The 24,054-nt window shown below is 62.5% G+C and carries 20 protein-coding genes; 12 read left to right on the forward strand and 8 right to left on the reverse strand.

Annotated features, from left to right (window positions below; genetic code table 11):
• Positions 1-60: 60 nt before the first annotated feature.
• From NLN62_RS37545 to NLN62_RS37555, 3 genes are all read left to right on the forward strand, one after another.
• Positions 61-486, forward strand: coding sequence for a hypothetical protein (locus NLN62_RS37545; protein WP_254113818.1), 426 nt, complete (start codon positions 61-63; stop codon positions 484-486).
• Positions 487-600: 114 nt separating this feature from the next.
• Positions 601-2,316, forward strand: a complete 1,716-nt coding sequence (locus NLN62_RS37550) for a SulP family inorganic anion transporter (protein WP_254112102.1) — start codon at positions 601-603, stop codon at positions 2,314-2,316.
• A 490-nt stretch (positions 2,317-2,806) separates the two neighbouring features.
• Complete coding sequence (locus tag NLN62_RS37555; RefSeq protein ID WP_051389738.1) at positions 2,807-3,616, forward strand: hypothetical protein; 810 nt, start codon at positions 2,807-2,809, stop codon at positions 3,614-3,616.
• Between the two features lie 320 nt (positions 3,617-3,936).
• Here the strand turns inward: NLN62_RS37555 and chrA are convergent, their stop codons facing one another.
• On the reverse strand, positions 3,937-5,322 hold the full coding sequence (gene chrA / locus NLN62_RS37560) for a chromate efflux transporter (protein WP_254112103.1): 1,386 nt from the start codon (positions 5,320-5,322) through the stop codon (positions 3,937-3,939).
• The gene (locus tag NLN62_RS37565) at positions 5,322-6,140 is read right to left on the reverse strand and encodes a chromate resistance protein ChrB domain-containing protein (RefSeq protein WP_027522920.1); all 819 of its coding nucleotides are present in this window, start codon (positions 6,138-6,140) and stop codon (positions 5,322-5,324) included. The genes chrA and NLN62_RS37565 overlap by 1 nt, the downstream gene beginning before the upstream one ends.
• Before the next feature lie 203 nt (positions 6,141-6,343).
• Here NLN62_RS37565 and dmeF point away from each other — a divergent pair, with 203 nt between their 5' ends.
• The 6 genes from dmeF to NLN62_RS37595 all read left to right on the forward strand — a co-directional run bounded on the left by dmeF (position 6,344) and on the right by NLN62_RS37595 (position 14,741).
• Positions 6,344-7,306, forward strand: coding sequence for a CDF family Co(II)/Ni(II) efflux transporter DmeF (gene dmeF / locus NLN62_RS37570; protein ID WP_254112104.1), 963 nt, complete (start codon positions 6,344-6,346; stop codon positions 7,304-7,306).
• Positions 7,307-7,587: 281 nt separating this feature from the next.
• Positions 7,588-9,420, forward strand: coding sequence for an adenylate/guanylate cyclase domain-containing protein (locus tag NLN62_RS37575; protein ID WP_254112105.1), 1,833 nt, complete (start codon positions 7,588-7,590; stop codon positions 9,418-9,420).
• A gap of 39 nt (positions 9,421-9,459) precedes the next feature.
• A complete protein-coding gene (locus tag NLN62_RS37580) occupies positions 9,460-10,605 on the forward strand; it encodes a phosphatase PAP2 family protein (protein WP_254112106.1) in 1,146 nt (381 codons plus the stop codon).
• 39 nt (positions 10,606-10,644) lie between these two features.
• Positions 10,645-12,663 carry a hypothetical protein gene (locus NLN62_RS37585; protein WP_254112107.1) on the forward strand — a complete coding sequence of 673 codons (2,019 nt, stop codon included), beginning with the start codon at positions 10,645-10,647 and terminating at the stop codon, positions 12,661-12,663.
• A gap of 246 nt (positions 12,664-12,909) precedes the next feature.
• A complete protein-coding gene (locus tag NLN62_RS37590; RefSeq protein WP_254112108.1) occupies positions 12,910-13,740 on the forward strand; it encodes an N-acyl homoserine lactonase family protein in 831 nt (276 codons plus the stop codon).
• A gap of 122 nt (positions 13,741-13,862) precedes the next feature.
• Positions 13,863-14,741 carry a DMT family transporter gene (locus tag NLN62_RS37595; protein ID WP_254113819.1) on the forward strand — a complete coding sequence of 293 codons (879 nt, stop codon included), beginning with the start codon at positions 13,863-13,865 and terminating at the stop codon, positions 14,739-14,741.
• Here the strand turns inward: NLN62_RS37595 and NLN62_RS37600 are convergent, their stop codons facing one another.
• From NLN62_RS37600 to NLN62_RS37615, 3 genes are all read right to left on the reverse strand, one after another.
• A complete protein-coding gene (locus tag NLN62_RS37600) occupies positions 14,742-14,933 on the reverse strand; it encodes a hypothetical protein (RefSeq protein WP_027522914.1) in 192 nt (63 codons plus the stop codon). It abuts the gene before it with no gap.
• A 41-nt stretch (positions 14,934-14,974) separates the two neighbouring features.
• Positions 14,975-16,132 (reverse strand): MFS transporter, encoded by a 1,158-nt coding sequence (locus NLN62_RS37605; RefSeq protein ID WP_254113820.1) that lies wholly within the window; start codon positions 16,130-16,132, stop codon positions 14,975-14,977.
• A gap of 294 nt (positions 16,133-16,426) precedes the next feature.
• Positions 16,427-17,416, reverse strand: a complete 990-nt coding sequence (locus NLN62_RS37615) for an AraC family transcriptional regulator (RefSeq protein ID WP_254112109.1) — start codon at positions 17,414-17,416, stop codon at positions 16,427-16,429.
• 472 nt (positions 17,417-17,888) lie between these two features.
• Between NLN62_RS37615 and NLN62_RS37620 the strand changes: the two genes are divergently transcribed.
• Positions 17,889-21,077, forward strand: coding sequence for an autotransporter domain-containing protein (locus NLN62_RS37620; RefSeq protein WP_254112110.1), 3,189 nt, complete (start codon positions 17,889-17,891; stop codon positions 21,075-21,077).
• On the opposite strand, the gene NLN62_RS37625 is transcribed toward NLN62_RS37620, so the two are convergent.
• Entirely contained in the window at positions 21,074-21,334 is a 261-nt protein-coding gene (locus NLN62_RS37625; RefSeq protein ID WP_254112111.1) for a hypothetical protein, read from the reverse strand. The two genes, NLN62_RS37620 and NLN62_RS37625, sit on opposite strands and share 4 nt — an antisense overlap.
• A gap of 7 nt (positions 21,335-21,341) precedes the next feature.
• On the opposite strand from NLN62_RS37625, the gene NLN62_RS37630 reads away from it, so the two are divergent.
• Positions 21,342-21,566, forward strand: a complete 225-nt coding sequence (locus NLN62_RS37630) for a hypothetical protein (RefSeq protein ID WP_254112112.1) — start codon at positions 21,342-21,344, stop codon at positions 21,564-21,566.
• Here the strand turns inward: NLN62_RS37630 and NLN62_RS37635 are convergent.
• The gene (locus NLN62_RS37635; RefSeq protein WP_254112113.1) at positions 21,555-21,908 is read right to left on the reverse strand and encodes a hypothetical protein; all 354 of its coding nucleotides are present in this window, start codon (positions 21,906-21,908) and stop codon (positions 21,555-21,557) included. The genes NLN62_RS37630 and NLN62_RS37635 overlap by 12 nt on opposite strands.
• Positions 21,909-21,986: 78 nt before the next feature.
• Here NLN62_RS37635 and NLN62_RS37640 point away from each other — a divergent pair, with 78 nt between their 5' ends.
• The gene (locus NLN62_RS37640) at positions 21,987-22,946 is read left to right on the forward strand and encodes a DUF3592 domain-containing protein (protein WP_254112114.1); all 960 of its coding nucleotides are present in this window, start codon (positions 21,987-21,989) and stop codon (positions 22,944-22,946) included.
• 70 nt (positions 22,947-23,016) lie between these two features.
• Here NLN62_RS37640 and NLN62_RS37645 read toward each other — a convergent pair whose 3' ends face one another.
• Positions 23,017-23,880 carry an AraC family transcriptional regulator gene (locus tag NLN62_RS37645; protein ID WP_254112115.1) on the reverse strand — a complete coding sequence of 288 codons (864 nt, stop codon included), beginning with the start codon at positions 23,878-23,880 and terminating at the stop codon, positions 23,017-23,019.
• Between the last annotated feature and the right edge of the window lie 174 nt (positions 23,881-24,054).

The following is a 24,054-nucleotide window of genomic DNA, read 5'->3' on the forward strand; positions in this document are numbered from 1 at the left end:
GGCCGATACTGCGCTGCCGGAAAACCCGGCCCGGCACGGGAAAGAGGGGGTGTTCGGATGATGCCAGACAACGTCGCCCTGTTCGCCACGATCATCCTGCTGCTTCCGATGTTTTATCTGCTGCTGGCGGCGCCGGCCTTTCTGCTGGTGAGGCTGGACGTCCGACCTGTCGCGCTGCTCTTGCGCGCCATGTTCAACGGCTACTTCCTGACATTGGCCGTCGCCGGTGCCGTAGGCACGATTGCCGTTGCCGTGGACGGCCGCCCGGTCCTGGCCATAGGCGTCGGCTTGATCACGGCTCTCGCCGTGTGGTCGCGCCGCTGGTTCCTGCGGCAGATGGATGCCCGGATCAGTGACGGAGATGCCGGCGACACGGAGGCCGCGCGCCGACTCCGGCGGCTGCATTGGGGCGGCATGCTGGGCAATGCGATCCAGCTCGCCGTTGTCGTGGCCTGCATTCCCTATATCGCTATTGCGCCGACATGATCGGGCTTGGCGAACGCGACGCAACATGGTCGCGTAGGGCCACTGGCGGACCTTCGCTCGCGCAGCTAGAGTTGCGTGGCTTGCGCTCCGGCGTACCACTACTCGTAATCCGGCATGACTGACCGTCTGACGCGTATTGCACCCGGATTGATAAAACTTTTGTCCTACAGTTTTGCCGACGACTTTCGGCACGATCTGTTGGCGGGAATCTCTGTTGCCGCAGTAGCCTTGCCGGTCGCGATTGCCTACGCGCAGCTCGCGGGCTTCGATCCGGTCGTGGGGCTATATTCGAGCATTCTGCCGCTGATCGCGTACGCCATCTTCGGCACTTCGCGGCAAATGATCGTGAATCCCGATGCAGCCGTGTGCGCTATGGTCGCCGCCGCAGTAGCTCCGCTGGCGGGCGGCGATGTCGAACTGTACTGGTCGCTGTCGGTCGCAGTCACATTTCTGGCCGGCATGTTCTGCATTGGAGCGAGTTTCTTGCGGCTCGGTGCGCTGGCGGAATTTCTTTCCAAGCCAATCCTTGTCGGACTCTTGAACGGGGTCGCAATTTCCATTTGCCTGGGGCAGATCGGCAAGCTGCTCGGCTTTTCCATCGAATCCAAAAGGATTATTCCGCAACTGTTCGAAATCTTCGCCAAGCTTCCGGAGACGCAGGTTCCGACGTTGATCGTCGGAGCGGCAAGCCTGGCGATATTGTTTGGGCTGGCGCGCTGGGTACCGCGACTTCCGGCTGCACCGATCATATTGATCGCCGCCGGCGCCGCGGTCGCATTGTTCGGGTTGGACCGGTATGGAGTGGCTATTCTGGGGGCGGTTCCTGCGGGCCTGCCGCCGCTGCGATTGCCCAGATTTCCAACGGACGACATACCATCCCTGCTGGGCAGCGCGGCGGGGCTCGCTCTCGTGCTGTTTTCGAGTGGCATGTTGACAGCGCGCAGCTTTGCGTCGAAGGGCGGCTACGAGATCGACGCTGACCGTGAGCTGGCTGCATTTGGTGCAGCTAATCTCGCCTCCGCCTTGTCTCAGGGGTTCGCCGTGACCGGCGCTGACTCGCGCACAGCCGTGGCCGTTGCATCCGGCGGTCGCACCCAAGTGACTGGCCTGGTGGCGGCGGCGACAATCGCCGCAGTGTTGCTGTTTCTGACAGGGCCCTTGCGATATGTGCCGATTGCTGCGCTGGGCGCATTGCTCGTGTTCGCTTCGATTTCGCTGTTTGACACGCGTACGCTACGCGAAATCTGGAGCATCGATCGTAGCGAGGTCGTCCTGGCCGTGATCACCACGCTCGGAGTGGTCGCGCTGGGCGCCATCAACGGCATCCTCATCGCGGTGGGGTTGGCCCTGGTCCGCTTCGTCAAGTTGACCGCGCGGCCGAGGGACGAAGTCCTGGGAACGGTCGACGGACTCCCCGGTCTGCATTCGGTCGAGCGACATCCAGACGCCAGGACGTTTCCGGGGCTCGTGCTGTATCGCTTCGATGGCCCGCTTACCTTCTTCAATTCCGACTACTTCAAGGCGAGAGCGCTGACGGTGGCCGACGCCGCAGGCCCGGAGCTACGATGGTTTGTGATTGATGCAATTCCAGTCAGCCAGATCGACACGACCGGACTGTATGCACTTCGCGATTTGCGCGAACGGCTCGAAGCCCGCGGAACGTTCCTGATGCTAGCCGGGCGCAAGGCCGAGTTTCTCGAATGGTTTCGGGAGGCCGGTCTCTACCGGCCGGAACATGAGACGTGGATCCTTCCTACACTGCGCCAGGCCCTGAAGGCCTACCTGCGCGAGTCTCAACAAATCGCGCCGCTTAAGGAGGACGATTTGTGAAAGTCCGTCCTGGGTCACGCGCGCCTCTATCCGCATCGTCGTTGCTCTACGAATTCTGTAATCTCTATGCTCGGGCATTACGGCGCAAACGCCACAAGCCCAGCCACGTCAAGCGTGTACCCACAAATCTGTTGGCGTGACCTGACGATGGCTGCGTCTGCTCTAGCGACCAAGTTCGCGCGGCGGCGCACTTTGTCGCGAAGGGCCAGACTCGGACATCGCGACTCAGTTGATGGACGTCCGCTTTGCCCCACACAAGCTGACATATGACCGGTTCTGACGTAGGCGACGGAAATTCGCTAGGTGCAAATCGAAGTTGCTACGGCCGTGCCGACATTAACCATATGGGGGATCGCGCATTAAGGACCCCGACGGTTAGTGCGCCTTTAACGTTTTTGCACAAAAGGTAGACCCCCAGCGCGAGATCAATACGCAAGGCGAATGACGGCGGACATTCATCCTCTAGGAGGATTGTTTGAGGGCGCTTCTCATGATCGCGCTCGCGGCGACCTTGGTCGGCTGCAGCCGTCAACCACCACACCAGGCGGGTACAGTACCGTGCACTGACGAACGCCAGTTCGCCTGTTTTCCCAGAGCGGCGGCTCATCAGCCGATCGAATTCGCGTCATTCAAGACCGAAGCGCCGACAGAAACCAAACTCAAGAGCGAAAAGCCGCTGTCTCTTCGGGGCCGTGACAGGGCTTCCCGTTTCATCACCAAGAAAACAAAACCTGCAAGCATCAGAGCAAAAACTGAGCCTACGTCAACTCGCATCCCGCTCCGGCCTCCCTCATTGAGGACGCAACTCGAGCCGAAAAGCAAAGCCGCTGCGGATTTGGGTACGATAGGGCAATCCACTGTGGTTCTCTCTCCGAATTCCAAAAGCAGAACCTTGCAGGAGCAGGTGGCGGCTGCGACCGAGGTCGCAGAGCGAATGACGGATGCGGATTTGACAGCTCCACATGACGATGGCGAACCCGCGGACCTCCTGGTTGCCGTTGTAATGGCTCGTCCGGAGATCAAGTCGGTAGCCGATCTTGCGGGTAAAAATGTTGCGATGGATGAAAGGTATTCTGCATCCAGCGTTGATGTTTGGATCGGGTTTGTTGTGGCAGGAAGGGTCTCAATCAAAGTCAGTGCAGGACACACCGCGGCGATCGATCGGCTTAGCAATGGCGAGGTGACGGCTGCTGTGCTGGCCCTCGTGTCTGCGGACGCAGCGGACGGGTTTCCTGAAATCGCTGGCTTCAAGATTTTTCGCGTCCCGCTTTGGCCACATACCTTGAAGGCTCGGCCCTAACCGACGAGCGAAACGATCTTCAAAATCTGAGCCTCTGTTGCGAGTTCAGTTCACTCTCCTCGACCATAGGGAAGCGGCGGGCACGTCGGCTATGCAAACTCGGCAGGAAAGCAGCGGAACCGAACGACAAATGGGGGACACCAAGGGATTTGCCTTTGGGTCATTTTCGACCGATTGAGCAGGGAGTATCGCCCGGTTGATGTCCGCTTTGACCCGAAAGCGCGGTGGCGCGGGCCGAGGCCCGGAGCGTTGCGATTGGCTAGAGACTCAGCGACAGCGATGGCTGAGATCGCGGCCTGAAGCCGCGTCTCTCCTAGCTCCTAGATCAAACCCGCCAGCCGCAGCGCCACGCCGGCCGCGCACGATCCCGCCAGCACCGTCAGCATGCCGAGCTTGAAGCGAAAGATTGCCGTCGCGGCCGCGATCGAGAGCACGAGTGCCGCGATGTCGACGCTTGCAAGCACCGGCATGTCGAAGGACAGCGGAAATGCGTGCACCGGGACGGTCTCGCGGAACAGCGTGTGCAGCGCGAACCAGATCGAGAGGTTGAGGATCACGCCGACGACGGCCGCAGTGATCGCGCTGAGCGCGCCGGCGAGGCCTTTATTGCCGCGCAAGAGCTCGACATAGGGGGCCCCTAAGAAGATCCAGAGGAAGCAGGGCGTGAAGGTGACCCATGTCGCAAGCAGGCCCCCGAATGTGCCCGCGAGCATCGGCGACAGCCCGTTTGGATCACGGAAGGCGGCCATGAAGCCCACGAATTGCAGCACCATGATGAGGGGACCGGGCGTGGTCTCGGCCATGCCGAGACCGTCCAGCATCTCGCGCGCGCTGAGCCAGTGATAATGCTCCACCGCCTGCTGGGCGACATAGGCGAGCACCGCATAGGCACCGCCGAAGGTTACCAGCGCCATCTTCGAGAAGAACAGCGCGATCTGGCTGAACACGTTGGCCTGTCCGGACGCCGCGAGCAGAGCGATCACCGGCACGAGCCAGAGCGCGAGCCATAGCGCGCCGACGCGGATCGCACGCGCGGTGTTGGGGCGGACATGATCGGGAACGGCCTCGCCGAGCATGCTGTCGATCGCGGCGGTGTTGCTGCCATGGCCATGGGCCGAGGGCGCGAATTCCGGACGGCCGCTTCTTGCGCCGACATAGCCGATCACGCCGGCGGTGATGATGATGATCGGGAAGGGGACGGCGAAGAAGAAGATCGCGACGAAGGCTGCGGCCGCGAGCGCGATCATGATGCGGTTCTTCAGCGCGCGCTTGCCGACGCGCACAACGGCTTCGACGACGATGGCGAGCACCGCGGCCTTCAGGCCAAAGAACAGCGCCTCGACGAAACTGACATTGCCGAAGGCCGCATAGATGTAGCTCAGGCCCATGATGGCGATGATGCCGGGCAGGATGAACAGTCCGCCGGCCATCAACCCGCCGGCCGTCCGGTGCATCAGCCAGCCGATATAGGTCGCAAGCTGCTGCGCCTCCGGTCCCGGCAGCAGCATGCAGTAGTTCAGCGCATGCAGGAAACGGCCCTCGGAGATCCAGTTCTTCTCCTCGACCAGGATGCGGTGCATGACCGCGATCTGACCGGCCGGGCCGCCGAAGCTCAGGACGGCGACCCGAAGCCAGACGCGAAGGGCTTCGTTGAAGCTGATGCCGTGACCGGCATCAGCTCCTGCTTGGACATTGCGGGTATCCATCACGCCTTCACTTTGTTGGTCGGCCAGTTGTGGGTCTCGGTGGTGGCGTCGCGGCACCAGCGGTAGAAGGCATCGTAGAGCAGCATGCCGGCCTCGAGCTGCTCGAGGTCGTCATCATACATCCGCGACAGGCCGAGCGAGGCTGCGAGCAGGCCCGGAGCCTCCGGAGCAAGATCGGGCCGCGCGGTGTCGGCCCCACGCACCAGGGTTGCGAGCCGCTGCAAGGGCGGGGTCGCAAGCCCGAACTCCTCGACCATGACGTCGAAGGTGCAGAGCTGTCCGCGGTGGCTCCAGAACACATTTTCGATGTCGAAGGGCGCGGCATTGAAGCGTTCGCCGACGCCGACGACCTCGGAGGGCACCACGTACAGGAACACCGCATTGGGATCGACGAAGCGGCGGATCAGCCATGGGCAGGCGATGCGATCGACCTTCGGCCGTGCTCGCGTCACCCAGACGGTGCGACCCTTGGTATCCCGCTTCGGCAGCTTGGTGGTGTCGACAAGCGGCAGTTTTGCCGCCTTCCAGCCCTCGAAACCGCCTTCCAGCGTCTCGGCCTGCACGCCAAGCTGCCGCAGCCAGGCCGCGGTGCCCTGCGCGAGCTTTTCGCCGCGCAGGCAGGTGACGATCGCCGGGCGTCCGGCGAAGTCGGCACCCCAATCCGGAACCTTGTCGTGGCTGAGCTTGATGGAGCCGGGGATCAGCCGCCGGTCGGCGGCATAGTCCTCGTCGGTCCGGACGTCGATCAGGGCAGGGGCATTCGCGGTGCCGATCAGCCGGGCCAGCTTGTCAGAAGATATCGTCGTGAAAGTAGACATGATGCGTCCTCGTAAAGAGTGAACGGGACGCGATACTTGGGCATGTCGCCTCGTGGGGAGATCGCTCAAATCCCCATGAGCCGTATTACAGCGAAACCGCGAGTGCCTGTCAATCGCGGGTTTGACCGGCAATGAGCCTTAGAAAGTTCTGCTACCGGGGCCTATATTCCCGGCAAACGGATTCTTTCCCGGAGATATGTCCGATGCACTCACATTCCATCGAGCAATGGACGCACGAGCACGCATTCCTCGGCGACAAGCATGACGAGAACGAGCGGCGCACCTGGTTCGTGGTGGCGCTGACGCTGATCATGATGGTCGGCGAGATCGTCGCCGGCTCGCTGTTCGGCTCGATGGCGCTGCTCGCCGACGGCTGGCACATGGGAACGCATGCGGCGGCGCTCGGGATCGCGGCCTTCGCCTATCGCTTCGCGCGCCAGCACCTTGGCAATGCGCATTTCACTTTCGGCACCAGCAAGTTCGGCGATCTCGCCGCCTTTTCCAGCGCGATCATCCTGGGGCTGATCGCGGTCCAGATCGCCTATGAGAGCGTGCTGCGGCTGATCTCGCCGGTGCCGATCGTCTATGGCGAGGCGATCGCGGTGGCGGTGCTTGGCCTCTGTGTCAATCTCGTCAGCGCCTGGCTGCTGCGCGACAGCCATGATCACCACCATCACGGCCATGATCATGGCCACGCACATGTGCATGACGAGGACCACGACCATGATCATCACCATCATCATCAAGACCACAATCTCCGCGCCGCCTATATCCATGTCATGGCGGATGCGGCGACCTCGCTCTTGGCGATCGGCGCGCTCGTCGTCGCCATGTATTCAGGATGGGTGTGGGCCGATCCGGCCGTCGGCCTGATCGGCAGCGTGGTGATCGCGAGCTGGGCGTTCGGCCTGATCAAGGCCTCGGGCGCGGTGCTGCTCGACGTCAGGGCCGACGAGAAGCTGGAAAGGGTCATCCGCGCCCGCATGGAGGTGGGCGAGGACCGCGTCACCGATCTGCATCTCTGGCAGGTCGGGCCCGGCCACCGCGCCGTGCTGGTCTCGCTCGTCTCCGACAAGCCCAAGCAGCCCGCCGTGTACAAGAAGCGGTTGGCCGGATTGAAAGGGTTGAGCCACATCACTGTCGAAGTCGAGACCTGTCCGCACTAGCGCGGTCATGACTCCGGCATTGCCCGCATGGCGGGAATATTGTCATCCAATCATCTAAGGTTGTGTCGCTTCGTTACAGGCACGACCGTCTGATCTATTTCGCCATTCGTGATCTGCTTCATAGGATCGTGCTCGCGTGCGCGGTACTGATCTAAGTGCACTCGATGGTGCGGCATCCGTCACATTCACAACTGCCCGACAAGGAAACGGGAATCGTACTGGCCTGAGCGGCCATTGACCTGAGTCCAACCAGCGGAGGTCGGGCTCTCGGAGAGACAACCATGGGCCTCGTGCAGCATGACACAGTTGTCCTCTTGATCGATCTCGTGGAGTCGGTGCGGCTCATGCGGGAGCACGAGGCATCCGCAGTGCGTCGATGGGCGGACTTCGTCCATATCGCCACCGAACGGATCTTGCCGCGTTATCACGGCGTCTTCGTCAAGAGCCTCGGCGACGGCCTGATGGTCCGCTTCGAGACAGTGCCCGACGCCGTGAATGCCGCAGCCGAGATGCATCGGACCATCGCCGCCCTGAATGAGGGGCTCCCCGAGGATCAACACTTCCAACTTCGCGCAGGGATCAACGCCTCGTCCGCCTGGAGCGATGGCATCGACATTTATGGCACCGGCATCAACCTCGCGGCCCGGCTGGCCGCACTCGCAGGTCCCGGTGAAACGATTGCCAGTGCGTCTGCCCACGATCGACTGGCGGCGGCCCTCGCCGGCCTGGCAAAACCGGGTGAGACCATTGGCAGTGCAGCGGCGCGTGACGAGCTCACGCATGGGGTGGATGCGCTATGCGAAGATTTGGGAGAATGTATACTCAAGCACTTTGACAAACCGGTGCGTGCTTATCGTGTCGGTCCGGCAAGTCCGCACCCGAGCCTCGCGGCTCGGAGAGACTATGGAACTCCCATGGAGCCGACGATTGCCGTTATCCCCTTCGTTGCGCGGAATAATGCGCCGGAGCATATGGATGTCGGGAGTTTGATCGCGGACAGCGTGATCTGGCGGCTCTCGAGGTCGGCGAACCTGCGGGTGATCTCGCGCCTGTCGACGAACGTGTTCCGCGAGCACTTGAGTGATGTCGCGGAAGTTTCCGCGCATCTCGGCGCCACCTACATCCTCAGCGGTAGCTACGTGGTCGATGCAGGCCGGATGCTCGTGACGGCAGAGCTGGCGGCGGCGCGCACCAACCAGATCGTCTGGACCGATCGCCTGAGCGGCGAGATCGGCGACCTGCTACAGCCGGAAAGTGATCTCGCTCATCGCATCGCCGCTGCCGTGCATCAGTCGGTCTTCGATGCCGAGGTCGAGCATATCCTGACCCAGCCGCTGCCGACGCTCGAGAGCTATTCGCTGCTGCTTGGCAGCATCCGGCTGATGCACCGATCGAGCAAGGAGGAGTTCCTCCAGACGCGCAAGGTTCTTGATGAACTGATCAACCGGCACGGCCGCGTTGCCGCCCCGCGCGCCTGGCTCGCCAACTGGTTTATCCTGCGAGTGACGCGCGGCTGGTCCGAAGACCGCAAGCGTGAAGCCGCCGAGGCCTTGAGCGCCACTCACGCGGCGCTCGACCGCGATCCGTCCGATGCGCTCGCGCTTGCGACCGAAGGATTCGTCTACTGTCACCTGCTTAACGACCTCGACACAGCCCGCAAGCGCTGCGAGCAGGCCGTCGACGCCAACCCCAGCCACGCGCTGGGTTGGCTCTATCGCGGCACCGTCAACGCGTTCAAAGGCGAGGGCTCCGCCGCTGTGGCAGCGACACAGCGTGCGATGGAGCTGTCTCCGCTCGATCCGCAACGCTACTATTTCGAATCCCTCGGCGCTACGGCGCAACTTTCGGCACATCGGTATTCCGAGGCGGAAAAGCTGGCGCGATCGTCGCTCGTGCTCAATCGCATGCATCCGTCCACCTGGCGCGTTCTCACGATTGCGCTCGTCGCGCAGAACCGGATGGAGGAAGCGCGGAGAGCCTTGGGCAAGATGCGCGAGCTCGAGCCGGCATTGACCGTGGAACGCTACATCGCGCGCGCTCCCAACGCGCACCTCGAAACAGGCAGGCACTGGGCTCGCTGCCTGGAAATGGCAGGTTTGCCGGCAACAGGCTGACTCACTCATCGACTGACCAACTCAACAGGGAGGCAGGCAATGGCTCAACTAGGCGGAGCAGGAGGAGCAGGTGGTGCAGGTGGCGCAGGAGGAGCGGGCGGTGCCGGGGGCGCCGGTGGAGCGGGCGGGGCCGGAGGAGTAGGTGGCGCGGGCGGAGGCGTAATCGGTACGCTGGGCGACGTTTATGCCAACCCTGTCATGGTGGATGCGCTCATTCTCGAGCGAGAAGGGATCATCGTCGTTCCCGAACATTCGACGGCGCCACATTTCGACTACTACGCGCCGCAATTGCCAGGCATCGACAACCCGCTGCAGTTGGATCGCTGGGAGCCCTGGGTTCGTGCCTACATCGCCCTCGGCGAACTGCTGTACGGGATCAGCTTTGTGAAGGTGGGAACGGGAGTCGGCACCGGATTCCAGGTGTGGTCGTCCGGATATCTGATCGCAGATATCGAACGTCCGGCGCAGTTGACGTTCGAAAAGCAGATTCCGATGGTCCTCAGCTGGGCGGAGCTGCGCAACGAGAGGGCCACTGAAATCATGGCGCAGATCGATGCCCAGTACGCTTTCTGGTCGTCGATCGTCTATCTGCATCCCGACCGCACGAGACGCACATTCGAACTCATCAACATGGTGCTTCAGTTCTGCGTGTACGTGGAAATGCGCTTCAAGCACGCGCTCGCGTGCTGGCGTCCGGTCGAATACAACGCGCAGGTACAGCCGATGATCACGACGCCCGGCCACGGAACTTTCCCGATGGGGCACGCGACGCAGGCCTACGCGGTGGCTCATGTATTGCAGGCACTGCTCAACCTCGACCCGAATTACCCAACGGTGATCGCGCAGCTCCAACGTCAGGCGGCGCGCATCACGACCAATCGTGTCGTGGCGGGCGTTCATTTTCCGGTCGACAGCATGGCGGGGCGCATGTTGGGCGTGACCCTGGGCGAGTACTTTGTCGGACGCTGTCTCGGGTCCACAGCATCGACGAGCCGTACGTTCAATGCCAGCTATATCGACGGCCATCCCCACACGGACTTCAATCCGTTCAGCGCGGACCAGCAATTCTCGGCAAATAAGTTCTATTCCGAATCTTCGGACGGGCCCATCACACAGTCCCACATTTTGAATGAGCTTTGGGGAAAGGCTCAGGACGAGTGGACCTATTGGCACAAATTCCCCTAGGGCACGCTTCGTTCAGCACGTCAAAGTGGAGAGCGCTCCATGGCCGACATCGAATTGCCGAACTGCTTTGAACCCTACCTCCGCTATGCGATAGCGACAGACTTCAAGTACTTCGGGTCTTTCGACGAAGAGGGATTCAAGCTGTTCCTGCTGGTGGAGTTCATAGACGTCAAACATGCAGAGCAGTTTGGCGGGGAAATGGATGATCACAATCATCCCCATGACCCGCCAGGTATCGAATTCGGTCCGTCCGATCCGGCCTCTCGATTCACGACGATGCGAGGGTTCAAGGCGGCGGTTGGGCCCTCGACGTTTCAGAGCTGGATCGACCATGTTTCGAGAGTCGAACTGTCGCTGCCCGTGAAGCCGACTACGGCCGAGCTGGTCAAGCGGGCTGACCTGCGTGATCGTACGGCAAGCAAGTATCCGCCCACCGAGGTCCTGATCGGCCAGATTGACGACGGCTGTCCGTTCGCGGCGACGCGTTTTACCAAGTTCATCTCCAGCGTGGCGACCGGCACGCGTGTGCGGGGTATCTGGGACCAGAATCCTGGCCGAAATCCGATCTCGCCTGACCCCACCAAGGTGTTCGGCGAGTTCTTGACCGACTTCCACTACGGCCTCGAGTTCCGGCGCGATTCAGATCCGCCTGGCGCGGGCATACGACAGATCGGGCTGGACGAGTGGATCGAATTGCACACGACGAATACGGACCTCGTCGATGAAGATGACTGCTACGCCGACGCACATTTCAAGACCCTCAAGCGCCACCGTTCGCACGGCGGTCACGTCATGGATACGCTCGCGGGACGCGTTCCCGTCTCGTCACGCATCGGCCGCCAGGATCCACCAAGCTGGCAGCCGGACTCCGGTCCTGCGGCCACCGCGGACATCGTATTCGTTCAATTTTCGGAGGCGTGCCTCCGTGATGCGACGGGCGTATGGCTCAAGTCATATGTCGTGGATGGCATCTACTACATTCTGTCGTTCGTCGACCCGACGAAAACGAAGAACATAGTCGTCAATGTCAGCTATGGGCCGACGACCGGGCCACATGACGGCACGGCGGAGCTTGAGGACGCGCTGACGGACCTTGTCACGATATTCGACGGCACTCACGGAAAGCCGAAGCTCGACGTTTTCCTGGCCGTCGGCAACAGCTATCTGAGCGACGGCCACCTCTTTTTCGAGAACAAGACGACGCAGCCTGTTCATGCCGAATGGATATGGCGCATCCCGCCCGACAATTCGGTGCTGTGCTTTGCCGAGGTCTGGATGAGCGCGAGCGCTGCCAGCGGTGTCGTGGTGACATTGACTTCGCCCAGCGGCCTCATCTCGACATCCGTCACTGGCCCAATTCCGCCACCGCCCGGCATCCCATTTCCGTCCTACACCGGAGCGTACGCCCCCCGCACCTGGGGAAGTAACACGATGTGGCTTCTTACGATCGAGCCGACCATTGCCGGGCCAGGGTTCGTGCCGGAGCACGGAGATTGGACGATCAGAGTGGACTACATCGGTGTCAACGCGAACGTGCATGCCTATGTCGCGCGCACCGACCCGAATTTCGACGTGCACTCCGGCGCCAGGTCGTCTCGTTTTGTCGATCCACAATGGGAGGAGAGTCTCTCGGCCGAGGAGAGTCTCGAATACGCCGACGGGGAGTTCGACCTGACCGGATCGCGGATCAAGACCCACGGCACTCTCAACGGAATAGCGACTGCGCAGGAGCCGAGCGTACATGTCGCCGGTGGCTACATCCTGTCGAATGGGCGCAAATCATCCTATGCCTCGGCTGGGCCCGCTCGCGGCGGCCCTCGTGAGGGTCCCGACTACGTGCTGCCTTGCGATGAATCCTACGCTCTCCAGGGCATTCTTGGGGGTGGCAATCGGAGCGGTGGGGTTTTTCGCTTGATTGGCACGAGCGTGGCGGCCCCCCAACTCGCACGGCACTTTGCCAACGCGGATGGTGGCGTCGCCTTCCCGATGGCGACCGATGTTCCGACCGATCCATCGGAAGTCGAGAAACGTGGTGGTGGCGATCTGCCTCCACCATGATCGACCGATGGCTGGTTGAGCCTCATTGTCGCGGGCAGTCCTGACTGCTCGGGGGAGAGCCTTTCCCGCCTTGACGCCACGGCCGCGCCGCGATCCGACCGCCAGGATGGCGGTTACGATCATGCCGCCGATCGCGAGCCTCGCCGTATTCTGGCCGCCAACTGCCGACGACACTGGACTTTTCGGCTCCGCTCGGGGTTTGATTCCGAACTGCCAATTGGCAGCCTGCCGCATGGAAGGAACCCCATGATACTTCCGATCAAACTTGCTCTCGCAGCCGCCGTGCTAGTCCTGTCCGCTCATGCAGTCTCGGCTCAGTCGGAAAAGTCCGGCGTCGAAAAGCTCTACATCCTCAATTGCGGGGAGGGTGCCACCAGCGACGTGTCGCGCTGGACGCCGGGCATGAACGAAGGCAAGCCGATGGACTTCGTTGATAGCTGCTATCTCATCAAGCACAGCCAGGGCTGGTTCCTCTGGGATACCGGTGTGCCGGATGCGGTTGCATCGATGCCCAATGGCCTGGTTCCCTCCGACCCGAAAGCGACGGTCTGGCGCCGGCCGAAGACACTTCTCGCGCAACTCGAGCAGCTCGGCCTCAAGCCGAGCGACATCAAATGGATGGCGGTATCGCACACGCATCCCGACCACACCGGCAATGTCGAGATGTTTCCGCAGGCCGTCCTTCATGTTCAGAAGACTGAATACGAGTGGCCCGGCCCCAACAACGAGCCGCGCTTCAAGCCCTCGCATCCCGTCGTGCTGCTCGACGGCGACAAGGATTTGTTCGGCGACGGCAGCCTGACCATTCTCGCAACGCCCGGCCACACGCCGGGACACCAGTCGCTGCTGGTGAAACTGCCGAAGACCGGCGCGGTGGTGCTGTCCGGCGACGCCGTGCACTTCAAAAGCAACTGGGACAACCGCGTCGTGCCGAGCATGAACGTCAGCAAGGACCAGACGGTCGCCTCGATGCGGAAGATCGCCGACGTGCTTGCGAAGGAGAAAGCCCAACTCTGGATCAACCACGACAAGGCGCAGCGCGACAGCTTGAAGATGGCGCCGGAGTCTTACGACTGACATTGTCCGGGCGGCGGATCCCTCGAATGACAGCTGGGACTGCTGCCACGATGCTGTCAGCAGGGGGGTGCTAGCAATTCGTCCGACTGGCTTCGCTAAGGAGGCAGGCTTTGGAGGCAGCCTTGGGCGAATGGGCGGGCGTTGCGATCGCGCTTCTGTCCAGCAGCGTTGGCGGCACCGCGGCAGCGATCACGCGCTATCTTGTCGGTGGCGCTGATCCGATCCTGCTGGCGATCCTGCGCTGGGGAATCGGTTTCGCCTGCCTGCTGCCGGTTGCACTGCTGTTGCGCGTGCGGTGGCCCTCGCGGGACGACGTGCCGGCCGTGCTGCTGCTCGGCCTCAGCTTCTTTGGCCTGTTCTTCATCCTCTACAATATCGCGATCGCCTATACGACCGCGGCACGGGCCAGCCTCGCGCTCGCGACGTTGCCGCTTCACACCATGGTGGTCGGCGCGCTCCTTGGCGTCGAGCGCCTGACGGTGCGCAAGGCGCTCGGCGTCGGCGTTGCCGTGCTCGGCGTCGTGGCCGCCCTCGCGACGGGCCTCGCGCAAAGCCCACCCGGAGCCTGGCGCGGCGAGCTGATCATGGCCGCGGCCGTCTTCTGCATGGCCTTCTACAACGTGTTGTCACGCCCGCTGATGCAGCGCTCGAGCGCGCTCGGCTTCCTGACGGTCGGGATGGGGGCAGGGGCCATCGCGCTGGTGCTGGTCGGCCTTGTGCGCGGAAGCTTCGCGGCGCTCGATTACTTCACAACCGCGCAATGGGTCGCGGGGGTCTATCTCGGCATCGGCGGCGGTGCGCTTGCCTTCATCCTCTGGGTCAAGGCGCTCGAGCTTGCGACGCCGACGCGCGTTGCCAACACCATGACGGTCAACCCGATCGCTGCGGCCGCGCTCGCGGCGCTCCTGATCGGCGAGCCGATCACGCCCAATCTCCTGATTGGCCTCGTCGCCGTCTTCGCCGGCATCTGGATCGCCACCAGCGGGGCGAAGGCGGCCTGATCAGCTCCGCGGAGCCGTAACGGGCGGCGGTCCGCCCTCCGGCGCCTTCTTCGGCTTCAGGCTGCCCGCGTAGAACGATAGCAGGAACACCAGCACGACGGCGGCGAGATAGACGCCATAGGCCTGTGGCGGCGTGATCGCCCATCGCGCGATGCGCCTGAGTGCGCCTGAATTTCCGGTGTCGTCGGTCATGCCTTGCTTTTGCGCGAAAGCAGCCGCGAAGGGAAGGGGCTTCAAGAAGGCCGGCGTTCGGGGCGGACCAGGAACAGTGCCGCGAGTGCGGTGAGGCTCAGCGCCGAGGACACGATCAGGACCTTGCTGCCCATGACGTCGATCAAGAGGCCGAAGGCGAGCGGGGCAATGGCCTGCGCCATCCGCGCCGGCGCGCCGATGATGCCGAGCCGGTAGCCGTAATTCTTCGGCCCGAAGATCGCGAGCGGCAGCGTTCCGCGCGCGATGGTCAGAACGCCGTTGCCTGAGCCGTGGAGAAGCGCAAAGGCGCTCGCGCCGGCCGCGCCGAAGATGGCGATCACGGCCGCCCCGATCGGGTGGGTGATGCAGGCAAGCCGCGCCGACCACAGCGGATGCAAGCGGCTCAGAAAGCTCGCCTCGAGAACCCGCGCGCCGACTTGCGCCGGCCCGATCAGGGCGCCCGCGGCAATCGCCTCGACGGGCGTCGCGCCGGTGGCTTCAAGGATACGCGGGAAGTGCACCGCCATCGCGCCGGTGACGGTCCAGGCCGCGGCGAAGACGAAAGCCAGAAGGATCATGGTGCGGTCGAGCGGGATATGCGGCTTGACAGCCGTCGTCGCCGCCTCCCAGGCGCCCTTCACCTTCGGCAGCATCAGGAAGTTGAGCGGCAGGCCTATCAGGATGTGAGCGGCCGCCCAGGCAAAGCAGGTGTCGCGCCATCCGATATGCGAAAGCCCCCAGGCCGTCAGCGGCCAGCCGACGGTCGAGGCAAATCCGGCCACCAGCGTGATGCCGGTGATCGAGCCGCGCGCCTCGGCGCCGTAGATTCGCCCGAGCGCGGCGAAGGCGGCGTCATAGAGTCCGAGCGCCATGCCGACGCCGAGCACGAGCCAGGCGATCGCCATCACCGGGACGGAGGTGGAGAAGCCGAGCAGCACGAGGCCGCCAGCAATGGTCAGGTTCGAGGCCGCGAGCACCTGCCGTCCGCCGACGAGGTCGATCTGCCGCCCGATGCGTGGGCCGAGCATGGCCGAGATCACCAGGGAGGCGGAGAAGGCGCCGAAGATCCAGTTTGCGGAGACGCCGAGATCGCGCCCGATCGGATCGGCGAGGATGGCCGGCAGGTAGTAGCTCGAAGCCCAGGCCAGCGTCTGTGTGGTGCCGAGCGCCAGAATGATCGGAAGCTGTCGCTGGCTCATGTGCTTGCGTTGATCTTGGCGCTTCTGGTCGTCGCCGGCATCGGAATACATCAATCGGCTTTTGCCTCCGCGGCGCGGGCGGCGTCAACATCGCCCACGGCATATTCGATCTGCAAGGGGCGGGATGCTATCCGGGGCCTGCGAGGACGCCATCATGGCCGTCACCATCTATCACAACTGCGGTTTGCGGGACCTCGCGCAATTCGCTCGCCATGATCCGCAGGAGCGGCGTCGAGCCGGAGTTGATCGAATATCTCAAGGAGCCGCCGAGCCGCGCTCGCCAATTGTGCCTGGCTAGAACTGGCGGCGAACTCCACTCGGAGTGTCGCCAAAGCGGCGACGGAAGCTCCTGTTGAAGTGCGAGATGTCGCTGAAGCCCGACATCATGGCGATCTCGGCGATGGTGTGGTTGGCCAGGTGAGGCGCATTGAGGAGCCTTCTGGCATGCAGGAGGCGTTCCTCGGTAAGGTGCTCGGAGAATGTCTTTCCGGTTTCCTCGAGCAACACGCGAACATAGCGCTCCGAGATGCCGAGGCTGCGGCCGACCAGCTCCGCTGACAGCTCCTGGCGCGCCGCATTGTGCCTGATCGCGTTGATGACTGCCTTGAGGCGCGCGGCCTTGATCCCTCGACCTTCCAGCAGGGCCTCCGCATCGGAATGCGGTCCCAGAATCATCGCAACGAGGTCGGCGGTATGTTGGACATAGAGTGCGCGAAGATTCTGGTCCGATGAAAGCTCAACGTCGGCCCGACTGGCCAGCCAGCTTCTGAGCAGGCGCAAGGAGGGCGTGGCGGCAGAAATATGGAGCGCTGACCTCGACCAATCGGATTTCAACAGAGGGCGCACGAGCGTCCTGTCGATAAAAAGGAACTGGACGCGTGCGTCGTCTAAATACGTCGTGTGACCTTCGAGATCATTGCGGACGATGGCCGCATGGCCTGGCGCCACGTCAAAAGCCGAGGCTTGCTGTTCGACATGAAGGCTGCCGCGGTCGCAAATCTGTATCGTGATCCGATCGCTGTTGCGGCGAGCCTGACGTGCATTGGGGCCGCCCCGCACGTCGGACGCCTGAAGATCAATGGCAATGGCTCCGTCGAACAGGTCGGCTTGCACGGCACAGCGAAACTCGTCCGGCGATCGCGCAAGCCAGTCCACCTCCTCGACGGAGTTGACGGCATCGCGGAAGGCGTTCAAGCGATGCGCCGGTGCAACATTGTCGGTCGAGAATGAGAAACGCGTCGGCGGACCCAAAATCGGATCGGTTGCGCTTTTCCTTTCGGACATAGTGTCTCCAGCCGAATTTGCCACCGATCACGGAATTAGTCACGGCCGCCACCGGCAAATTCGGCCTCAAGACGTCGGCTCCCTCAAGCGAGGCAACCAGCATTAGTCGTTGTTTGTACGCCGGGGTTCATCGCCGTTGCAATGCCGTGTCGTCCAAGGCGCATGTGCCGTCAGGGCAAAGGCGGTCCCTTGGAATGTGCCTTCGGCACAACAGTCACCTCCATTTCCTTCTGAGTGCCGTGCCCGCGCAATGCGTGTGCTGCCTCATCCAAGACATCTCCGCGCGGGTCTGACATTTGCTGAAAAGAGACAGCGCCATGCGCCGCATCGGTTCTGTTTGAGCGCCGAGAATTCGAGGATTTCCATGATGCACGAGACGAGCCTTGATCTGATTGAGAGGTCGAGAAGGAGTCGGAGGCTCAGGACCAAATCGACAGTACAGCCCGGTCGAGGCACAGGTACGCAGCAGGCCATGACGGCGCGCCGCGCCAGATCGAGCTCAAGCACGTTCAAGCGACTGGCGCTGCTCTGTTCGACCGCGCTTGCTTCTGCTGCCTTCGTCGCAGCTCCGGCCTATGCTCAGTCCTGGACCGGCGCTGCATCCCCCGACTGGTTCAATGCCGCGAATTGGAGTCCGAACGGCGTGCCAACGGCTGGCGGAAACGTCAGCATCGATACGCAAACTCCCAATCCAGCGGTTGTCGACGTCGGCGGTCAGACCGTAACCGTGAATCAAGTTCTCGTCGGTCAATCCAACACGGGCACACTTACCATTCAGAAGGGCCAGGGCGGAGGCACACTCAAAGACACGGTCGGCATTATCGGCGATCTCGCAGGATCCAATGGCGCCGTCACGGTCCAAGGCGGCGCGACCTGGACCAACACCAACAGCCTATCCGTTGGATTTGGCGGGACCGGCACGCTGAACGTGGTCGGTCTGGTCAATGCTCCATCTGTTGTCGCAGGGGTGCTGGCAGGTTCCGCCGGGTTCGTGACCGTCGACGGCGGCTTTTTGAACGCAAACCAATTAGCTCTGATCGGCGGATTCGGCACCGGTACCCTCACGATCCAGAATGGTGGATCCGTCTTGAATAACTTGGGTATTGTCGGCGATTCCGCTGGAGCCTCCGGAGCAGTGGTCGTCACCGGCAGCGGCTCCACATGGAACAACGGCGATGTGACGATCGGCAATTTTGGCGCCGGCGCGCTCACGATTCAGAATGGCGCCGCCGTCAACAACAACAACGGCTTCGTCGCGGCCGGTGCCGGTTCGACCGGCACGGTGGTCGTCGACGCGGCGACTTGGAACAGCGCCGGCCAGCTCCATATCGGTGAAGGCGGCGCCGGCACGCTGACGATTCAGAACGGCGGCTCGGTGAGCAGCGTCTTCGGTGCCGTCGTGGGTTTCTTGGCGAACTCGTCCGGCACGGTCAACGTGACTGGCGCCGGATCCACATGGACGAACGGCTCGGGTCTTGAGGTTGGCGGCTTCGGCGCCGGCACGCTGACGATCCAGAATGGGGGCCTCGTCAGCAGCCAAGGCTCCGACCTCGGCTTTTTTGCTGGCTCGGTCGGAACCGTTCTCGTCGACAACGGGACCTGGACGATTAGCGGCACGTTGGCTGTCGGGGACCAGGGCTCCGGCATCCTAACCATTCAAAACGGTGGCACAGTCAATACTGGCTTCGCCGTTGTTGGCAGTAGCCCCGGATCGACGGGCTCCGTCCTGGTCAACAACGGCATCTTGAATAACAGCGGAACATTAGCTGTCGGCTTTTTAGGGGCCGGGACGCTGACGCTGCAAAATGGCGGCACGGTCAATACCGGCGCGGTTCAACTGGCGACCATGGCAGGCTCGACAGCGGTCCTTAATATCGGCGCAGATCCGGGGTCCGTCGCGACCGCACCGGGGACGCTCAACACGCCATCGATCACGATTGGTGCCGGAAACGCACAGATCAATTTCAACCACACGAGCACGAACTACGCTTTCGCTCCTGCCTTGAGCGGCAATGGCACCCTCAATCAATATGCCGGCACGACAATCCTGACCGGCGATTCCAGCGGCTTCACGGGATCAACCAATGTCGTCGGCGGAAAGCTGGTGGTGAACGGGTCGCTGGCCAATTCCGACGTGGTCATGACCGGCGGCATTGTCGGCGGCAACGGCACCGTCGGCACGCTGCTGGCTGGCGCGGGGGCCACCGTCGCGCCCGGCAACTCCATCGGCACGCTCAACGTCGTGGGCAATGCCACCTTCGCCGCCGGATCGATCTACCAGGTCGAGGCCAACGCAGCCGGTCAATCCGACAAGATCCTCGCCGGCGGCACCGCGACCATCAATGGCGGCACGGTGCAGGTGCTGGCGGGCGCCGGCAACTATGCGCTGTACACCACCTACACCATCCTGACCGCCACCGGCGGGCGCAGCGGCGCCTTCGATGCCGTAACCTCCAATCTCGCCTTCCTCGATCCGACGCTCTCCTACGATCCCAACAACGTCTATCTGACGCTGACCCGCAACAACACCGACTTCGCCGCGATCGGCCAGACCCGGAACCAGATCGCCACCGGCGGCGGCACCGAGAGCCTGGGTTACGGCAACACCATTTACAATGCCGTGCTCAACCTCTCCGCGACGCAGGCGCGGTACGCGTTCGACCAGCTCTCGGGCGAGGTGCATGCCTCGGCCAAGACCGCGCTGATCGAGGACAGCCGCTTCGTGCGCGAAGCTGCGGTGGACCGGCTGCGCGCCGCCTTCGATGCGGTCGGGGCGGTGCATTCGCCGGTGATGTCCTACGCCGCCGACGACAGGCTGGTGCCTGCGCCGGCCACCACCGATCGCGTCGCGGTCTGGGCGCGCGGCTTCGGCGCGTTCGGCCACTGGAATGGCGACGGCAATGCCGCCACGCTCAAGCGCGACACCGGCGGCTTGCTGGTCGGCGCGGATGGATGGGTGGATCGCTGGCGGGTCGGCCTGCTCGGCGGCTACAGCCGCACCACTTTCAACGTGAAGGACCGCAGCTCCTCCGGCACGAGCGACAACTATCATGTCGGCCTCTATGGCGGCACCCGCTGGGGCGATCTCGCCTTCCGGAGCGGCGCCGCCTACACCTGGCACGAGCTGTCCACTAGCCGGTCCGTGGTCTTCCCCGGCTTTGCCGATCGGCTGACCGCCAGCTACAACGCCGGCACCGCGCAGGTCTTCGGCGAGTTCGGTTACGGCCTCAAGGCGGGCCGCTTCGCACTCGAGCCCTTCGCCAATCTGGCCTATGTGAACCTCGCGACCGGCGGCTTCACCGAAAAGGGCGGTGCGGCGGCGCTGACCGGCTTCGGCTCGGATACCAGCACGACGTTCTCGACGCTGGGGCTGCGGGGTTCGACCGATGTTGCGCTTGGCGGCGTCGTCGGCACCGCGCGGGCCACGCTCGGCTGGCGGCATGCCTACGGCACCGTCTCGCCGCTGTCGACACTCGCGTTCGCCGGCAGCAGCCCGTTCACCATCGCGGGCGTGCCGATCGCGCGCGATGCCGCCGTCCTCGATGCCGGCCTCGATCTCAACCTCTCCGCGGCCGCGGTGCTCGGCGTCTCCTATGGCGGCCAGTTCGCTCCCGGCGTGCTCGATCAGACCGTCCGCGCCAACCTCACCGTCAAGTTCTAAGGAGCATTGCCGCCGCACACGACCGACAGGGTCACGGCGCTTGCACGCTGACGGCGAGGATGAGCATGGATCAAGACAGCGTCATTCGGCTCCGAGAAAGCTTCAAGAGGCATCTGCCCGTCGCCAACGAACTCGGCGACGTTTACGGGCGGTTGTTCGACGCGCATCCGCACCTGCGACCGATGTTTGCGGACGACATTCAATTGCACGCCAGAAGCCTGATGCAGACGCTGGCGCTCGTCGTTGGCAATCTTCATAAGATCGATGCGATCCTGTCTGCCGTATCCGACCTTGCGCAGCGTCACCGGGACAACCGTGATCGACGAGCACTATCTCGTGGCCTGCGACAGTCTCGTCTGGGTCCTGGAGCGGGGACTTGGCCACATCCTCACTTCTGACGAATGGGAGGCCTGGACAACGACTCTCGACACGCTGACGAATGTGATTGACCATCCGGTGGGGGTCGGTCAGTCAGGCTCAGCCGCCTGAGCTGTCCATCATGTAACTTCGAAAATACAGATCGAGTGCTATTGAGATAGCTGCGGCGAACAGAAACAAAATGCAAGCGCACATCAACTGTTTCTTTATCTCAACGCGGAAAGACAATAGCCCGAGGCTCAAGAACCAGACTCCCATCGCGATACTGAACCAGACGAAACAGTTGGCGAGAGTGTGCTCCGCGAAATCCAATTCGGACACGGATCTGTCCCTAAATCCAAACCATAGTATGTAATTCTCGAACAGCTGCTGGGAAATCGCAAACATCAGGCAAGCCAGCGCGAAAGAATAGAAGCGCTTTGCCTTCATCGTTTTCCATGTATCGGTGCTCACGGGTTAATTCCGAATCAGCGATCGCCACAATCGTTGCCGGAGATAATCTCCGGCAAGGAAGGATATAACATGCTGTCATTGATCCTCAACGGTTTCGTGGTCGCCGTCATAGCCATGCTGACCGCCGGTACGCTCATGAAGTTTCGCGAGGTTCGCGAGGTGGCCCGTTGGCCGAAGACTTCGGGACTGATCGTCAAATCGGGCTCGGAGTCTCGTAGCATAGTGACCCACATCGAGCCCGGTGGTCACTCCGATTCATCTCAGCGGCGCAGTCGTGCGACCACAGAGGTTCGCAATTTCGCTGCCGTCGCCTTCGACTACTCCGTCGGAGGCAGTCACTACACCGGCACGCGCATCAGCATCCGCGCCGATCCCGGCAATGTAGGAGTCGCCGAGACCCAGGCCCGCTATCCGGTCGGCAAAAAGATTGACGTCTACTACGATCCAGAAAATCCAAGACGATCGGTTCTGGAGCGCGACTTTCCGGATGGCGCTTTCCAGTTCATGGTTCTCCCAATCGTTTTCCTTGTTGCAGCGGACATCTTCGTCAATTTGAACGTGGGCCCGGTAGCGGGCTTCCTCACTGGCCTGGTCCCAGCCAAGCGCTTCGCTGGGGCGGCAGTGTCGCTTGGATTCATGGGCGTCTTCTTCCTCCTCTTCGCCGCCGTCCTATGGAGGAAAGTCGCCGAGGGGAACTCCTGGCTCGTTGTGGAGGCAGAAATCATCGATCCGAGCAGCAATCCTGAATTGTTGCTTGGAATCGATCGTTCGGATTCGTGGACCGTTTACCGATACAAAGTCGATGGTGTCGTCTACATCAGCGATAGTTCGAGCTTCGCGGACGCTGTGAAAGGCTATTTCGGCTCGACGCCGCCGCGGCGCACCGATCCGCGTGCAGGCCAGAAGATTGCCGTCTATGTCGATCCCATGAACCCTGCGCGCTCTGTCAGGAACCGTGGCTATGGCGGTGTCGTATTCCTCGTGTTCGTAGCAGCAGGTCTCCTCGGAGCCGCAGTTCATCTTGGTGGATTTGCCTGAGCAACCGGCCAATCCGTCATGAAGGCGCGGCCTCCGGTGGGGTCGTGAAGCAGACTCAAATTGCGCCTTGCTAGGGCAGGCTGCGAACTCCAGTCGGAGTGTCGCCGAAGCGACGACGGAAGCTCCTGTTGAAGTGCGAGATGTCGCTGAAACCCGACATCATGGCGATTTCGGCGATGGTGTGGTTGGTCAGGTGAGGCGCACTGAGGAGCCTTCTGGCATGCTGGAGGCGTTCCTCGGTCAGGTGTTCGGAGAATGTCTTCCCGGTTTCCTCGAGCAACACGCGAACGTAGCGCTCCGAGATGCCAAGGCTACGGCCGACCTGCTCGGCTGACAGCTCCGGGCGCACCGCATTGTGCCTGATCGCTTTGATGATTGCCTTGAGGCGCGCGGCCTTGATCCCTCGACCTTCCAGCAAGGCCTCCGCATCGGAATGCGGTCCCAGGATCATCGCCACGAGGTCGGCCGTATGTTGGACATAGAGTGCGCGAAGCGTCCGGTCCGATGAAAGCTCAACCTCGGCCCGGTTGGCCAGCCAGCTTCTGAGCAGGCGCAAGGAGGGCGTGGCAGGGATATGTAGCGCAGTTCTTGACCAATCGGATCTCAACAGGGGGCGCACGAGCGCCTTATCCATGTAAAGAAGCTGGATGCGCGCGTCCTGTGTAAAATCGATTTGACCTGCGAGATCATTGCGGACGATAGCCGCATGGCCCGGCGTCACGTCAAAAGCCGAGGCCTGCTGTTCGATGCGAAGGCTGCCGCGGTCGCAAATCTGTATCGTGACCCGATCGTCGCCGCGGCTGGCCTGCCGTGCGTTACGGCTGGCCCGCACATCGGACGTCTGAAAATCAATGGCAACGGCTCCGTCAAGCGGGTCGGCTTGCAGGGCACACTGAAACTCGTTCGGTGATCGTGCGAGCCAGTTCGCCTCCACGATGGAGTTGGCTGCGTCACGGAAGGAGTTCAAGCGGTGCGTCGCGGCAGCATTGTCGGTCGAGTACGAAAGTCGCGTCGGTGGACCCAAGATTGGACCGGTCCCGCTTTTCCTGTCGGACATCGTGTTTCCAGCCGAATTGGTCGCCGGTCACGGAAACACTCACGGCCGCCA

The organism is Bradyrhizobium sp. CCGUVB23, from assembly GCF_024199885.1.
Lineage (GTDB): Bacteria > Pseudomonadota > Alphaproteobacteria > Rhizobiales > Xanthobacteraceae > Bradyrhizobium.

Bases quoted from the DNA above. Each gene is read 5' to 3' on its own strand.
- NLN62_RS37565 (WP_027522920.1), bottom strand. From the start codon at position 6,140: ATGTCTACTTTCACGACGATATCTTCTGACAAGCTGGCCCGGCTGATC.
- NLN62_RS37580 (WP_254112106.1), top strand. From the start codon at position 9,460: ATGGCTCAACTAGGCGGAGCAGGAGGAGCAGGTGGTGCAGGTGGCGCA.
- NLN62_RS37625 (WP_254112111.1), bottom strand. From the start codon at position 21,334: ATGAAGATTGCCAACGACGAGCGCCAGCGTCTGCATCAGGCTTCTGGC.
- dmeF (WP_254112104.1), top strand. From the start codon at position 6,344: ATGCACTCACATTCCATCGAGCAATGGACGCACGAGCACGCATTCCTC.
- NLN62_RS37585 (WP_254112107.1), top strand. From the start codon at position 10,645: ATGGCCGACATCGAATTGCCGAACTGCTTTGAACCCTACCTCCGCTAT.
- NLN62_RS37615 (WP_254112109.1), bottom strand. From the start codon at position 17,416: ATGTCCGAAAGGAAAAGCGCAACCGATCCGATTTTGGGTCCGCCGACG.
- NLN62_RS37620 (WP_254112110.1), top strand. From the start codon at position 17,889: ATGACGGCGCGCCGCGCCAGATCGAGCTCAAGCACGTTCAAGCGACTG.
- NLN62_RS37545 (WP_254113818.1), top strand. From the start codon at position 61: ATGCCAGACAACGTCGCCCTGTTCGCCACGATCATCCTGCTGCTTCCG.
- NLN62_RS37590 (WP_254112108.1), top strand. From the start codon at position 12,910: ATGATACTTCCGATCAAACTTGCTCTCGCAGCCGCCGTGCTAGTCCTG.
- NLN62_RS37600 (WP_027522914.1), bottom strand. From the start codon at position 14,933: ATGACCGACGACACCGGAAATTCAGGCGCACTCAGGCGCATCGCGCGA.
- NLN62_RS37605 (WP_254113820.1), bottom strand. From the start codon at position 16,132: ATGAGCCAGCGACAGCTTCCGATCATTCTGGCGCTCGGCACCACACAG.
- NLN62_RS37630 (WP_254112112.1), top strand. From the start codon at position 21,342: ATGCGATCCTGTCTGCCGTATCCGACCTTGCGCAGCGTCACCGGGACA.
- NLN62_RS37575 (WP_254112105.1), top strand. From the start codon at position 7,588: ATGGGCCTCGTGCAGCATGACACAGTTGTCCTCTTGATCGATCTCGTG.
- chrA (WP_254112103.1), bottom strand. From the start codon at position 5,322: ATGGATACCCGCAATGTCCAAGCAGGAGCTGATGCCGGTCACGGCATC.
- NLN62_RS37550 (WP_254112102.1), top strand. From the start codon at position 601: ATGACTGACCGTCTGACGCGTATTGCACCCGGATTGATAAAACTTTTG.
- NLN62_RS37555 (WP_051389738.1), top strand. From the start codon at position 2,807: ATGATCGCGCTCGCGGCGACCTTGGTCGGCTGCAGCCGTCAACCACCA.